Source organism: Planomonospora alba, from assembly GCF_039534085.1.
GTDB classification, from domain to species: domain Bacteria; phylum Actinomycetota; class Actinomycetes; order Streptosporangiales; family Streptosporangiaceae; genus Planomonospora_B; species Planomonospora_B alba.
Map to the genome: position 1 here is coordinate 1 of NZ_BAAAUT010000067.1, position 14226 is coordinate 14226.

Here is a 14226-nt window from a genome sequence, read left to right on the forward strand (position 1 = left end):
GTGCGCGCACCGCGGGGGCCCTCGGTCGTCTCCCGGCACGGACGGCCGGGGACGGTGCCCGGGACGGGCCGGGCGGTTAGTACATCGGGCGCGAGGAGGAACGCAGGCGCTCCAGGGCCTCGGCCAGGATCTGCGCGCCGTCCTTGTCGCTGCGACGCTCCTTCACGTAGGCGAGGTGCGTCTTGTACGGCTCGTTGCGCGGGGGCGCGGGCGGGTTGGCCCGATCCTGACCTGCGGGAAGCCCGCAGCGGGGGCAGTCCCACAGCTCGGGGACGGCCGCGTCGCTGGCGAAGCTGGGCCGCGTCTCGTGCATGTTCGCGCACCAGAACGGGACCCTTACACGGGGAGCCGCCTCGCCACGCTCCGCCTCTCCCATCGGGCCGGCGCCGACACGGCTGCCACGGATCGCGTTGCCACTACCCACGGATGAACTCCTCGCTCGATGGCCCTCCCGCTCGGGATACGGGAGGGCTCTGTACCACTGTCATGCCTCCGGCGGGCCCGGACCGGGACCGCCGCGCCGGATCAGGGCTTGAGAAGCAGGCCCAGCGCGATGATGCACACGAACCAGACCACCCCGGTGATGATGGTGAGGCGGTCGAGGTTCCGCTCCACCACGGAGGATCCGCCGTACGACGACGAGAAACCGCCACCGAACATGTCCGACAGACCACCGCCCTTGCCCTTGTGGAGCAGGACGAGCAGGATCATCAGCATGCTCGACAGGATGAGGGCGATGGAGATTCCGATTGTCACCGTTGACCTGTTTCCTTATGTGCGCGACCCGCGTCCGGGTGCGGTCCCTGTTATGACGCCAGAGGCGTGACGATTCAAACTTGCTCTAAGAGGGTACGACCTGCTGTCAAGTCGTACCCTCCGAACGGCGCACTCAGCCGGCTGTTTCCCCGAACCGGCAGATCCTGGCGAACTCCGCCGCGTCCAGGCTCGCCCCGCCGACCAGGGCTCCGTCCACGTCGGGCTCCGCCATGATGCCGGCGATGTTGTCGGACTTGACCGACCCTCCGTAGAGGATGCGGACGCCCGCGGCGACCTCGCCGTCGTACAGCTCGGCGAGCCGGGCCCGCAGCGCGCCGCAGACCTCCTGCGCGTCCTGCGGGGTCGCAACCTCGCCGGTGCCGATCGCCCAGACCGGCTCGTAGGCCAGCACGATCGAGGCCGCCTGCTCGGCGGTGACCTTGCGCAGCGCCCCCTCGAGCTGGGCGAGGCTGTGCGCCACGTGGCCCCCGGACTGCCGCACCTGCAGGCCCTCCCCCACGCACAGGATGGGGGTGAGCGAGTGCCGGTAGGCGGCGAGCACCTTGGCGTTGACGATCTCGTCGTCCTCGCGGTGGTACTGCCGCCGCTCGGAGTGCCCGACGGCGACGAAGGTGCAGCCGAGCCTGGCCAGCATCGCCCCGGAGATCTCCCCGGTGTAGGCGCCGGCGTCGTGCGCCGACAGGTCCTGCGCGCCGTACAGGATGCGCAGCTTGTCGCCGTCCACCAGCGTCTGCACGCTGCGCAGGTCGGTGTACGGCGGCAGCACGGCGATGTCGGCCCGGTCGTGGTCCTTGTCGTTCAGCGCGAACGCCAGCTTCTGGACCGTGGCGATGGCCTCGAGGTGGTTGAGGTTCATCTTCCAGTTGCCGGCGATGAGAGGCTTGCGCATCTACTCCTCCAGCGCGGCCAGGCCGGGCAGGGTCTTGCCCTCGAGGTACTCGAGGCTCGCCCCGCCGCCGGTGGAGATGTGCGAGAAGCCGTCCTCGGGCAGGCCCAGCCGGCGCACGGCCGCGGCCGAGTCGCCGCCGCCGACGACGGTGAACGCCTCGGAGGCGACCAGCGCCTCGGCGACCGCCCGGGTCCCCCCGGAGAACGCCTCGAACTCGAAGACGCCCATCGGGCCGTTCCAGAAGACGGTCCGCGCGTCGGCCAGCTTGCCGGCGAACAGCTCCCGGGTGCGCGGGCCGATGTCGAGCCCCTGCCGGTCGGCCGGGATCGCGGTGGCGTCGACCACCTCGTACTCGGCGTCCTCGGCGAAGTCGACGGCCGCCAGCACGTCGACCGGGAGCACGAGCTCGACGCCGCGCTTGTCCGCCTCCTCGAGGAAGCCGCGCACCTGGTCGAGCTGGTCCTCCTGGAGCAGCGACCGCCCGATCTCGTAGCCCTGCGCCTTCAGGAAGGTGTAGGCCATGCCGCCGCCGATGAGCAGGCGGTCCACCTTGGTGAGCAGGTTGGCGATCACGCCGAGCTTGTCGGAGACCTTCGCGCCGCCCAGCACCACGGCGTACGGCCGCTCCGGCTCCTCGGTCAGGCGCCTGAGCACCCCGACCTCGGCCGCGATCAGCCCGCCCGCCGCGTGCGGCAGGAGCCTGGGCACGTCGTAGACGCTGGCGTGCTTGCGGTGCACCGCGCCGAAGCCGTCACCGACGTAGAGCTCGGCGAGGCCGGCCAGCCTGCGGGCGAACTCCGCGCGCTGCGCCTCGTCCTTGGACTCCTCGCCCGGCTCGAAGCGGAGGTTCTCCAGCAGGGCCACCTGGCCGTCCTGCAGGCCCGCCACGACCGCCTGGGCCGACTCGCCGACCACGTCGGTGGCGAAGGCCACCTCGGCGCCCAGCAGCTCGCCCAGCCTCCTGGCCACGGGGGCCAGGGAGTACTCGGGGTTGGGCGAGCCCTTGGGGCGGCCCAGGTGGGCGCAGGCCACGACCCGGGCGCCCCGGCCGGCGAGGTCCTCGATCGTCGGCAGCGAGGCGCGGATGCGGCCGTCGTCGGTGATGACGTCCCCGTCGAGGGGGACGTTCAGGTCGACGCGCAGGAGCACGCGCCGGCCCTTGACGTCGAGCTGCGACAGGTCCTTCATCAGAGGTCGGCGCCCACGAGCTCGATGAGGTCGACGAGGCGGTTGGAGTAGCCCCACTCGTTGTCGTACCAGCCGACGACCTTCAGCTGGTTGCCGGTCACCTTGGTCAGGCCGGCGTCGAAGATGCAGGAGGCCGGGTCGGTGACGATGTCCGAGGAGACGATCGGGTCCTCGGTGTAGGTCAGGATGCCCTTGAGCGGGCCCTCGGCGGCGGCCTTCAGCGCGGCGTTGACCTCGTCGACGGTGACGTCGCGGCCCAGCTCCACGGTCAGGTCGGTGGCCGAGCCGGTGGGGATCGGCACGCGCAGCGCGTAGCCGTCGAGCTTGCCCTTGAGCTCGGGCAGCACCAGGCCGATGGCCTTGGCGGCGCCGGTGGAGGTGGGCACGATGTTCAGCGCGGCGGCGCGGGCGCGGCGCAGGTCCTTGTGCGGGCCGTCCTGCAGGTTCTGGTCCTGCGTGTAGGCGTGGATGGTGGTCATCAGACCCTTCTTGATCTCGAAGGAGTCGTGGATGACCTTGGCCATCGGGGCCAGGCAGTTGGTGGTGCAGGAGGCGTTGGAGATCACCGTGTGCTGGGCCGGGTCGTAGGTGTCGTGGTTGACGCCCATGACGACGGTGACGTCCTCGTTCTTGGCCGGGGCCGAGATGATGACCTTCTTCGCACCGTTCTCGGCGTGCACCCGCGCCTTGGTGGCGTCGGTGAACAGACCGGTGGACTCCACCACGACGTCGACGCCCAGGTCGCCCCAGGGCAGCTTGGCGGGGTCGCGCTCGGCGAAGGCCTTGATCGCCTTGCCGTCCACGATGATCTCGTCGGCGGTGCTCTTCACCTCGTACGGCAGGCGGCCGAGGATGCTGTCGTACTTGAGCAGGTGGGCGAGCGTGGCGTTGTCGGTCAGGTCGTTGACCGCAACGATCTCGATGTCCTTGCCGCTGGCAGCGACCGCACGCCAGAAGTTGCGGCCGATGCGGCCGAATCCGTTGACGCCTACGCGGATGCTCACGGTGCCGATCTCCTCGTACGTCGGTGCGCCGGCCGGTCCGGCCGGCGGCTTGGGGCGGGCTGATACCTCAAGGACGAACCCTATCGGACCCGAATTGGTTTAGACCACTGGTGGTCCCCCCGTTCGCCTTCTTCGAACTCTCCCTTAATTCACGGATCTCCTACCCATATTTCGAGTAAGGTGCCCGGCTTGTCACGGTAAACACATCCCCACCTCAAGGATCTTCGATGACCTCCACCACCCCCCGGCCCGGGAGCGGCCTGATCCGGGGCATCGCCGTCGGACTCCTCGCCATGCTCCTGAGCGCCGCCGCCTACGGCGCCTTCTCCATCGCCACGGATATGCGGCTGGGCTTCGCCGCCGTGGGCGTCGGCCTCCTCGTCGGTCTCGCCATGGCCGCCGCCCGGCCGTTCAGCCCGGCGCTGCCGTGGCTGGCCGCGGTCTTCGCCGTCGCCGGCGCCGTCCTCGGGCTCCTCGGCGGGAGCGCGGTGCTGGTGGTGCGGGGGGTCGAGGCCCGGGGCGTCGCGATCGGCTACGCCGAGGCGTTCACCGGGATGGCCGAGCGGCTGCCGGGCATCATGATCGGCGAGTTCAAGTCGGTGATCGCCTGGATGATCGCCGGCGTCACCGCCTTCGGCCTCGTGCACCGGAGGGTCAGGTCCGCCCACGAGTCCCATGCCGCGTCCGCCCCGCAGCCGGACGAGGCGCCCGTCGTGGACTACTTCAAGCCGCACAGGCCCGCATGACGCCCCGGACATGACGAGAGCCGGTGCCCCGCCGGGGCCCGGCTCTCGTCATGTCACCGCCACGCCACCGGTGCCGGCGCGGTCGCCGGTCACGGCGTCAGCATGTCCACCGTGAGGTTCGCCTCGGTGCTGGGCACGCCCATGTCCTGGGCGCGCTTGTCGGCCATCGCGAGCAGGCGGCGGATCCGCCCGGCGATGGCGTCCTTGGTCAGCGGCGGGTCGGCGAGCTGGCCGAGCTCCTCCAGGGACGCCTGCTTGTGCTCCACCCGGAGCCGGCCGGCGACCACCAGGTGCTCGGGCGCGTCGTCCCCGAGGATCTCCAGGGCGCGCTGGACCCGGGCGCCGGCGGCCACCGCGGCCCGGGCCGAGCGGCGCAGGTTGGCGTCGTCGAAGTTGGCCAGGCGGTTGGCCGTCGCCCGCACCTCCCGCCGCATGCGCCGCTCCTCCCACGCCAGCACGCTGTCGTGGGCGCCCAGGCGGGTCAGCAGCGCGCTGATCGCGTCGCCGTCGCGGACCACGACCCGGTCCACGCCGCGCACCTCGCGGGCCTTGGCGTGGATCTTCAGCCGCCGGGCGGACCCGACCAGGGCCAGCGCGGCCTCCGGCCCGGGACAGGTGATCTCCAGCGACATGGAGCGGCCCGGCTCGGTGAGGGAGCCGTGGGCCAGGAAGGCGCCCCGCCAGGCCGCCTCGGCGTCGCAGGTCGCCCCGGCGACCACCTGGCGCGGCAGGCCGCGGACCGGCCGCCCGTGGTTGTCGATCAGACCGGTCTGGCGGGCCAGGGCCTCGCCGTCGCGGTAGACCCGTACGACGTAGCGGGAGCCCTTGCGCAGGCCCGCGGGGGCGAGCACGAGCACCTCGGCCTTGTGGCCGAACACCTCGCCGATGTCCTTGATGAGCCGCCGCGCCGTGGCGTTGGTGTCCAGCTCCGCCTCGATCACGATCCGCCCGCCCACCAGGTGCAGCCCGCTCGCGAAGCGGAGGAGCGTCGACACCTCCGCCTTGCGGCAGCAGGGCTTCAGGACCGGCAGCCTGCTCAGCTCGTCCTTGACCACACCCGTCATCGCCATGCGCGTTCGTCCTCCCCCATGTGAACCCTGCGACCCGAGAACATCGGGCTCTGAGAAGTTTCTCGCACTCCTGCGCCGCCCTTACCAGGATCAACGCTTCTTGTGGAAAATCTCCTCCAGGACCGAGGCAAGACGTCGTGCGTCGTGCCTGGGCGAGCCGTCGGGCGCCGCCACGTCGGCCAGCACGAGCCGCCCGCCCAGCCCCGCGGCGGCCTTCTCCAGCTCCTCGCGGTCCTCGACCACCCCCCGGTCGGCCAGCACCACGTCGATCTCCAGGGCGGGCGCGTGCCGCCGCAGCACCTCCAGGTGCTGCTGGGGGGAGAAGCCGTCGGTCTCCCCCGGCTGCGGCGCGAGGTTGAGCGTGACCAGGCGCCGGGCCCGGGTGGCGTGCAGGGCCTCGGCCAGCTCGGGCACCTTCAGGTGCGGCAGGACGCTGGTGAACCACGATCCGGGGCCGAAGACCACCCAGTCGGCCTCCAGCACCGCCCGCACCGCCTCCGGGCAGGCGGGAGGGTTCTCCGGGACCAGCGAGACGGCCCGCACCCGCCCGGGGGTCAGCGCGCAGGCCACCTGCCCGCGCACGATGCTCACCTCGCCGTCCAGCTCCACCTCGGCGACGATGTCGAGGGGCACCGAGCACATCGGCAGCACCCGGCCGTGCGCGCCGAGCAGCCGCCCGAGCCAGTCGAGCCCGGCGACCGTGTCACCGAGCTTCTCCCACAGGGCCACGATGAGCAGGTTGCCGACCGCGTGGCCGTGCAGCTCGCCCTCGCTGCGGAACCGGTGCTGGACGACCTCGCTCCAGGTCCGGCCCCACTCGTCGTCACCGCACAGGGCGGCCAGGGCCATGCGCAGGTCGCCGGGCGGCACCACGCCGAGCTCGCGGCGGAGCCGCCCGCTGGACCCGCCGTCGTCGGCCACGGTGACGACGGCCGTCAGCTCCGGGGTGACCCGGCGCAGCGCGGAGAGCGAGGCGTACAGCCCGTGCCCGCCGCCCAGCGCGACGACCCTCGGCCCGTCCTGCCGCCCCCCGCTGGGCTCCCCGTCGAGCCCGTCGAGACGCCCGGTCACTCGCGGCCCACATCCCGGTGGCTCACCTGGACGTCCATGCCGCCCCGGTCGCGCAGGCGGGCCGCGATCTGCTCGGCCATCGCCACGCTGCGGTGCTTGCCCCCGGTGCAGCCGACGGCGAGCGTGGCGTAGCTCTTGCCCTCGCGGGTGTATCCGGCGGCGATGATGCCGACCACCTCCTCGTAGGCGTCGAGGAGCTCCTTGGCGCCGGCCTGGCCCAGGACGTAGTCCCGCACGGGGGTGTCGAGCCCGTTCATCGGGCGCAGCTCCGGCACCCAGTGCGGGTTGGGCAGGAAGCGGCAGTCCACGACGAGGTCGGCGTCGACCGGCAGGCCGTATTTGAAGCCGAAGGAGACCACGTTGACCCGCAGGCCCGCGCGGTCCTCGCCGCCGAAGAAGGCGACGATCTTGCCTCGGAGCTCGTGGACGTTGAGGTTGGAGGTGTCGATGACGAGGTCGGCGTTGGCCCGGACGTCACGCAGGATGCCGCGCTCGCGGGTGATGCCGTCGACCAGGCGGCCGTCGCCCTGCAGGGGGTGGGGGCGGCGGACGTTCTCGAACCTGCGGACCAGCTCCTCGTCGCTGGCCTCCAGGAACACCACCCGCACGGCGACGCCGCGCCCGTCCAGCTCCCTGATCGCGGCGTTGAGGTCGGTGGTGAAGGCGAGGCTGCGCACGTCCACCACCGCGGCCACCTTGTCGGCGGCCAGCTTGACCTTCCCCGCCTCCTCTGCCATGGCGAACAGCAGCCCGGGGGGCAGGTTGTCGATGACGAACCAGCCGAGGTCCTCCAGGGCCTTGGCCGCCGTGCTCCGCCCCGCCCCCGACATGCCGGTGACGATGACGAACGCGGGCTCTCTCTCGCTCACGCCGCCCTACCTTCCTGGATGTGAACGCGCCTCGGTCGATGGAGAGGATCGGGGCGGGCGGACGGGGCGGAGACGGCTCTCACACCGGCCTCCTCCGTCGGCCGCCTGCGCGGCGCCGCCGCGCCCGTGGTCCGCCCGCTCACGCCGGACTCTCCCCCTTCAACGCCGACACGATCGCCTCGGCCGTCGCGGGACCGATCCCGGGAACCTCGCGGATCTCGGCGGCGGTCGCCTCCCGAAGCCGCTTCACCGACCCGAAATGCTTGATCAGCGCCTGCCTGCGGGCCGGGCCGAGCCCGGGGACGCCGTCCAGGGCGCTCTCCCGCACGCTCTTCGACCTCTTGGAACGATGGTAGGCGATGGCGAAGCGGTGGGCCTCGTCCCGGACCCTCTGCAGGAGGTACAGGGACTCGCTGGCCCGGGGCAGGATGACCGGCAGGTCCTCGCCGGGGAGCCAGACCTCCTCCAGCCGCTTGGCCAGGCCGCAGACCGCGACGTCGTCCACGCCGAGCTCGTCCAGCGCCCGCTGGGCGGCCGCCGCCTGGGCCGGGCCGCCGTCCACGACGACGAGGTTGGGCGGGTAGGCGAACCTGCGCGGCCGGCCCGTCTCGGGGTCGATGCCCGGCGCCGTGCCCGGCCCGTCCCCGTCCACGCCCTCGGCACCGTCCACACCGTCCGCGCCGTCCGCTCCCGGACGCGCCCCCGCGGCGGGGCCGTCCCCGCCCGGCACGGTCTCCGGGACGGCGTCGAGCTCGCCGGTGGCCGAGCGCTCCTCCAGATAGCGCTTGAACCGGCGCGAGATCACCTCGTGGATGGAGGCGACGTCCCCCTCGGTGGAGCGGACGGAGAACCTGCGGTACTCGCTCTTGCGCGCCAGGCCGTCCTCGAAGACCACCATCGAGGCCACCACGTTGGTGCCCTGCAGGTGCGACACGTCGTAGCACTCGATGCGCAGCGGCGCCTGGTCCAGGCCGAGCGCGTCGGCGAGCTCCTGCAGCGCCCTGCTCCGCGCCGTCAGGTCGCTGGACCGCCTGATCTTGTGCTGGGCCAGCGACTCCTTGGCGTTGCGCTCGACGGTCTCCATCAGCGACCGCTTGTCGCCCCGCTGCGGGACGCGGATCTCCACCCTGGCCCCGCGCCGCTCGCCGAGCAGGTCGGCCAGCGCCCCGGCGTCCGGCGGCAGGACCGGCACCAGCACCTCCCGGGGCAGCGCCTCGGGGGCGGCCTCGCCGTACATCTGGAGCAGGAAGTCCTCGACCAGCCCGGCGGGACCGGTCTCCTCGACCTTGTCGACCACCCAGCCCCGCTGGCCGCGGATGCGCCCGCCGCGGACGTAGAACACCTGGACGGCCGCCTCCAGCGGGTCCTCCGCCAGCGCGATCACATCGCAGTCGGTGGTGTCGCCCAGCACGACGGCCTGCTTCTCCAGGGCCCGCTGCAGCGCCTGGACGTCGTCGCGGAGCCGGGCCGCCCGCTCGTACTCCTGGTCGGCGGCGGCCTGGCGCATCTCGGCCTCCAGCCGCTTGATGAACCGGCCCGTCTCACCCGCCATGAAGTCGCAGAAGTCCTCGGCGAGCGCGCGGTGCTCGGCCGCGGTGACCCGGGAGACGCACGGCGCCGAGCACTTGTCGATGTAGCCCAGCAGGCACGGCCGCCCGATCCTGGCCGCCCTCCGGAACACCCCCGACGAGCAGCTCCGGATCGGGAAGACCCGCAGCAGCAGGTCGACCGTCTCCCGGATCGCCCAGGCGTGGGAGTAGGGGCCGAAGTAGCGGGTGCCCTTGCGCTTGGCCCCGCGCAGCACCTGGACCCGGGGGAACTCCTCCCCCATCGTGACCGCGAGGTAGGGGTAGGACTTGTCGTCGCGGTACTTGACGTTGAACCGCGGGTCGTACTCCTTGATCCAGGAGTATTCGAGCTGGAGCGCCTCGACCTCGGTGCCCACCACCGTCCAGTCGACGCCCGCGGCGGTGGTGAGCATCGTCTGGGTCCGCGGATGCAGGCCGGCGAAGTCCGCGAAGTAGGAGTTCAGCCGCTGACGCAGGTTCTTGGCCTTGCCCACGTAGATGACCCGGCCTCCGGCGTCCCTGAACCGGTAGACGCCGGGGGTCTCGGGGATCGACCCCGGCTTCGGCCGGAAACTCGCCGGACCGCCCACAGATCTCGCCACGGCCCAAAGCCTATCGGCCCCCACCGACAGCGGCCCCCGCCTCACGGGACCGCCGCCGCGCCCGGGTCCCGGCCCTCCTCCGCGGCACCGGTACGGCGGGCGGCTCCGGAACGGGCCCGGCGCACCGGCCGGCCGCGCCCACGGGCCGCCCGCGGACACGACCTGCGGGTGCGCCCGGACGGCCCCCGGGCACCGGTACGGCGGGCACGGCCGCTACGCCAGCGTGATCGACTCCCCCTCGACCTTGATGGCCTTCTCCTCCAGGGGCTTGTTGGCGGGGCCGTTGGTGACGGACCCGTCGGCGATGCTGAACCTGCTGTTGTGGCAGGGGCAGACGATGTCGGTGCCCTCCACCCCGCCCACGTCGCACCCCTGGTGGGTGCAGACGGAGCTGAAGCACTTGAACTCCCCGGCCGTCGGCTGGGTCACGACGACCTTGGCGTCCTTGAAGACCTTGCCCCCGCCCTGGGGGATGTCGGAGGTCTTGGCCAGCGCGCCGGCCGCGGAGTCGCCGGAGCCGGAGGCCGCCGTCGAGCCGCCCTCCGGAGCGGAGGAGGACCCGCCGCCCGGCGTGGCGGCGTCGCCCGCGCCCTGCTCGCCGTACCCGGAGCAGGCGGTCAGCACGGCCGCGAGCCCCGCGCCTCCCGCACCCAGCATCACCGCGCGCCGTGTCGTATCCGTCATGGTCACCCTCCCAGGATCCTCATCCGCGAGGCGTGGCTGGCGCCTCGATGCCGGTCAGCATGCCGTACCGGACGTCAGGAAACTGTGAAGATTCGCATGTTGGACAGCGGACCCCTCCACCGGGGCCCGCGCGGCGGCGCCGGTCCTGCGGGGACCTACAGCATGACGATGCCGTCGCCCTCGACCTTCAGCGCGAACTCGGCCAGCGGGGCCTCCGCCGGGCCCTTGAGGCACTTGCCGGAGACGGCGTCGAACTCGCTGCCGTGGCAGGGACAGCGGATGACCCCCTCGGCCGGGCGGCTGACCGCGCAGCCCCGGTGCGGGCAGCTCGCGCTGAAGGCCTTGAACACCCCGGCGCTCGGCTGGGCGATCACGATCTTCCACTTCGCGAGCACCGTGCCGCCGCCCACCGGGACGTCGGCGACCTTCGCCACGACCTTGCCCTTGACGCCCGGCGGCACGACGGCCGGGCCCGCCTCACCGGCGCAGCCGGCCAGCGCCGCGCCGCACGCCGCGACCCCCGCGGCGCCGATCAGCTGCCTGCGGGTGGGCATGACAGAACCATCACCAGTGCTCATTGCGGCCCTTCTCGCAACGTCCCCCGTCATAACCGGGCTCCGCGACAAGGGTATTGACGCGGGGGGCCGGTCCCGAATCCGGGCACGCGGTACCCGGGGCCGGCCGGGGGCGGGAGCGGCCGCCCGCCCCCGCCGGGTGCGTTCCGGTGCCCGGTCCGGCCGGATCCGCGGCCTGGCCGGGCACCGGAACGCTCAGCTGCCGAGGATCTTGCGCAGGAAGCGGCCGGTGTGGCTGGCCTCGACCAGCGCGACCTCCTCCGGGGTGCCGGCCGCGACCACGGTGCCGCCCCGGGAACCGCCCTCGGGGCCCATGTCGATGATCCAGTCCGCGGTCTTGATCACATCGAGGTTGTGCTCGATGACGATGACGGTGTTCCCGGCGTCCACGAGCCGGTTGAGCACGCCCAGCAGCCGGCGGATGTCCTCGAAGTGCAGGCCGGTGGTCGGCTCGTCGAGCACGTAGATCGTCCGGCCCGTGGAGCGGCGCTGCAGCTCCGCGGCGAGCTTGACGCGCTGCGCCTCGCCGCCGGACAGCGTCGTGGCGGGCTGGCCGAGCCGGACGTAGCCGAGACCGACGTCGTTGAGCGTCTGCAGGTAGCGCCGGATGGACGGGATGGCGTCGAAGAAGTCCAGGGCCTCCTCGATCGGCATGTCCAGGACCTCGGAGATCGTCTTGCCCTTGTAGTGGACCTCCAGGGTCTCCCGGTTGTAGCGCGCCCCGTGGCAGACCTCGCACGGCACGTACACGTCCGGCAGGAAGTTCATCTCGATCTTGATCGTGCCGTCGCCCGAGCAGGCCTCGCAGCGGCCGCCCTTGACGTTGAAGCTGAAGCGGCCCTTGGCGTAGCCGCGGACCTTGGCCTCGGCGGTCTGGGCGAACAGGTCGCGCACCTTGTCGAAGACGCCGGTGTAGGTCGCCGGGTTCGAGCGGGGGGTGCGGCCGATCGGCGACTGGTCCACGTGCACGACCTTGTCGACCAGGTCCATGCCGTTGATCCGCGAGTGCCGGCCGGGGACCGTGCGCGCGCCGTTCAGCTCCTTGGCCAGGGCGCTGTAGAGGATGTCGTTGACCAGCGTGGACTTGCCGGACCCTGAGACGCCGGTGACCGCGGTGAACACGCCGAGCGGGAACTCCACGTCCACGCCCTTGAGGTTGTGCTCGCGGGCGCCCTTCACGGTGATCTGCCGCTTGCGGTCGCGCTTGCGGCGCGCGGCCGGGACCGTGATGGACCTGCGGCCGGACAGGTAGGCGCCGGTCAGCGACTCCTCGCAGGCCAGCAGCTCGGAGACCGGCCCGGAGACGACGACCTGGCCGCCGTGCTCGCCGGCGCCCGGGCCGATGTCGACCACCCAGTCGGCGGCGGCGATGGTGTCCTCGTCGTGCTCGACCACGATCAGCGTGTTGCCCATGTCGCGCAGCCTGATCAGGGTCTCCAGCAGGCGCTGGTTGTCGCGCTGGTGCAGGCCGATGGAGGGCTCGTCCAGCACGTAGAGCACCCCGACCAGGCCGGAGCCGATCTGGGTGGCCAGCCGGATGCGCTGCGCCTCGCCGCCGGCCAGGGTGCCCGCCGCGCGGTCCAGGGTCAGGTAGTCGAGGCCGACGTCGAGCAGGAAGCCCATCCGGGCGTTGATCTCCTTGATCACCCGCTCGGCGATCTGCATGTCCCGGTCCGAGAGCTTCAGACCGGCCAGGAAGTGCGCGCACTCGGCGATCGACAGCGAGGCCACCTCGGCGATGGAGCGGCCGTCGACCGTGACCGCCAGCGAGACCGGCTTGAGCCGGGTGCCGCGGCAGGCCGGGCACGGGATCTCCCGCATGTAGCCTTCGAACTTCTCCCGCATGCCGTCGCTCTCCGCCTCGGCGTGGCGGCGCTGCACCCACGGGATGACGCCCTCGAAGACGGTGTAGTAGGAGCGCTGGCGGCCGTAGCGGTTGCTGTAGCGGACGTGCACCTGCTCGTCGTGCCCGTGCAGCAGCGCCTTCTGGGCCTTCTTCGGCAGGCGCTCCCAGGGGGTGTCGAGGGTGAAGCCCGTCGCGTTGCCGAGCGCCTCGAGCAGGCGCTCGAAGTAGTCGCTGCTGTGGCCGCCCGCCCACGGGACGAGCGCGCCCTCGCGCAGGGTCCGCTCCGGATCGGGGACGACCAGCTCCGGGTCCACCTCCATCTTCACGCCCAGACCGGTGCACTCGGGGCAGGCGCCGAAGGGCGAGTTGAAGGAGAAGGACCGGGGCTCCAGCTCCTCGAACGACAGGTCGTCGTAGGGGCAGTGGAGGTGCTCGGAGTAGAAGCGCTCGCGCTCCGGGTCGTCCTCGGGCAGGTCGACGAACTCGAGCGTGATCGTGCCGCCGGACAGCTGCAGGGCGGTCTCGATCGAGCCGGTCAGGCGGCTGCGGGCGCTCTCCTTGACGGCGAGCCGGTCGACGATGACCTCGATGTCGTGCTTCTCGTACTTCTTCAGCTTCGGCGGGTCGTCCAGCCGGACCACCGTGCCGTCGACCCGGGCGCGGGCGTACCCCTTGGCCTGGAGCTGGCTGAACAACTCGGTGTATTCGCCCTTGCGGCCGCGGACGACCGGGGCGAGCACCTGGAAGCGGGTGCCCTCGGCGAGCTCCATCACCCGGTCGACGATCTGCTCGGGGCTCTGCCGGGCGATCGCCCGGCCGCACGCGGGGCAGTGGGGCTTGCCGATGCGCGCCCACAGCAGCCGCAGGTAGTCGTAGACCTCGGTGATCGTGCCGACGGTCGAGCGCGGGTTGCGGCTGGTCGACTTCTGGTCGATCGAGACGGCCGGCGAGAGCCCTTCGATGAAGTCGACGTCGGGTTTGTCCATCTGCCCGAGGAACTGCCGGGCGTACGCCGAGAGGGACTCGACGTAGCGCCGCTGGCCCTCGGCGAAGATGGTGTCGAAGGCCAGGCTGGACTTGCCCGAGCCGGACAGCCCGGTGAAGACGATCAGCGCGTCCCGCGGCAGGTCCAGCGAGACGTCCTTGAGGTTGTGTTCGCGTGCGCCACGCACGATCAGGCGGTCAGCCACGGTAGTCCCGACATCGGTGTAGAGGGTCGACAAGCGGTCGCGGGAAGACTAGCGACGGGGTCCGACAGTTTCCGCCCGGCGGCCTCCGGCCCGGGGAGCGGGCCCCCGCCCATCCCAGGGTACGGCCTCGCCGCACGCCCGGCGGGC

13 protein-coding genes are annotated in these 14226 nt (G+C 72.1%); 1 reads left to right on the forward strand and 12 read right to left on the reverse strand.

The features are described from left to right. Positions 1-76: 76 nt before the first annotated feature. The 5 genes from ABD823_RS29385 to gap form a co-directional block, all read right to left on the reverse strand. Positions 77-424, reverse strand: a complete 348-nt coding sequence (locus ABD823_RS29385) for an RNA polymerase-binding protein RbpA (RefSeq protein ID WP_344865271.1) — start codon at positions 422-424, stop codon at positions 77-79. 101 nt (positions 425-525) lie between these two features. Beyond that, positions 526-756 (reverse strand): preprotein translocase subunit SecG, encoded by a 231-nt coding sequence (secG, locus tag ABD823_RS29390; RefSeq protein ID WP_344865273.1) that lies wholly within the window; start codon positions 754-756, stop codon positions 526-528. Positions 757-889: 133 nt separating this feature from the next. After that, positions 890-1666, reverse strand: a complete 777-nt coding sequence (gene tpiA, locus ABD823_RS29395; RefSeq protein WP_344865275.1) for a triose-phosphate isomerase — start codon at positions 1664-1666, stop codon at positions 890-892. Continuing rightward, positions 1667-2854 carry a phosphoglycerate kinase gene (locus ABD823_RS29400; protein WP_344865277.1) on the reverse strand — a complete coding sequence of 396 codons (1188 nt, stop codon included), beginning with the start codon at positions 2852-2854 and terminating at the stop codon, positions 1667-1669. Further along, positions 2854-3858: a type I glyceraldehyde-3-phosphate dehydrogenase gene (gene gap, locus ABD823_RS29405; protein ID WP_344865279.1), complete on the reverse strand. Its 1005-nt coding sequence runs from the start codon at positions 3856-3858 to the stop codon at positions 2854-2856. Before gap ends, ABD823_RS29400 begins: the two co-directional genes overlap by 1 nt. 227 nt (positions 3859-4085) lie before the next feature. On the opposite strand from gap, the gene ABD823_RS29410 reads away from it, so the two are divergent. After that, a complete protein-coding gene (locus ABD823_RS29410; RefSeq protein ID WP_344865281.1) occupies positions 4086-4604 on the forward strand; it encodes a hypothetical protein in 519 nt (172 codons plus the stop codon). An 89-nt stretch (positions 4605-4693) separates the two neighbouring features. Here the strand turns inward: ABD823_RS29410 and whiA are convergent, their stop codons facing one another. The 7 genes from whiA to uvrA all read right to left on the reverse strand — a co-directional run bounded on the left by whiA (position 4694) and on the right by uvrA (position 14079). Further along, positions 4694-5674 (reverse strand): DNA-binding protein WhiA, encoded by a 981-nt coding sequence (gene whiA / locus ABD823_RS29415; protein WP_344865283.1) that lies wholly within the window; start codon positions 5672-5674, stop codon positions 4694-4696. A gap of 90 nt (positions 5675-5764) precedes the next feature. Continuing rightward, positions 5765-6745 (reverse strand): gluconeogenesis factor YvcK family protein, encoded by a 981-nt coding sequence (locus ABD823_RS29420; protein ID WP_425566680.1) that lies wholly within the window; start codon positions 6743-6745, stop codon positions 5765-5767. Beyond that, positions 6742-7614 (reverse strand): RNase adapter RapZ, encoded by an 873-nt coding sequence (gene rapZ / locus ABD823_RS29425; RefSeq protein WP_344865285.1) that lies wholly within the window; start codon positions 7612-7614, stop codon positions 6742-6744. The genes ABD823_RS29420 and rapZ overlap by 4 nt, the downstream gene beginning before the upstream one ends. 139 nt (positions 7615-7753) lie before the next feature. After that, a complete protein-coding gene (gene uvrC, locus ABD823_RS29430) occupies positions 7754-9772 on the reverse strand; it encodes an excinuclease ABC subunit UvrC (protein WP_344865335.1) in 2019 nt (672 codons plus the stop codon). Between the two features lie 225 nt (positions 9773-9997). Next, positions 9998-10468, reverse strand: a complete 471-nt coding sequence (locus tag ABD823_RS29435; RefSeq protein ID WP_344865287.1) for a Rieske (2Fe-2S) protein — start codon at positions 10466-10468, stop codon at positions 9998-10000. A gap of 155 nt (positions 10469-10623) precedes the next feature. Beyond that, a complete protein-coding gene (locus ABD823_RS29440) occupies positions 10624-11022 on the reverse strand; it encodes a Rieske (2Fe-2S) protein (RefSeq protein ID WP_344865289.1) in 399 nt (132 codons plus the stop codon). A 216-nt stretch (positions 11023-11238) separates the two neighbouring features. Continuing rightward, positions 11239-14079: an excinuclease ABC subunit UvrA gene (gene uvrA / locus ABD823_RS29445; protein WP_344865291.1), complete on the reverse strand. Its 2841-nt coding sequence runs from the start codon at positions 14077-14079 to the stop codon at positions 11239-11241. Between the last annotated feature and the right edge of the window lie 147 nt (positions 14080-14226).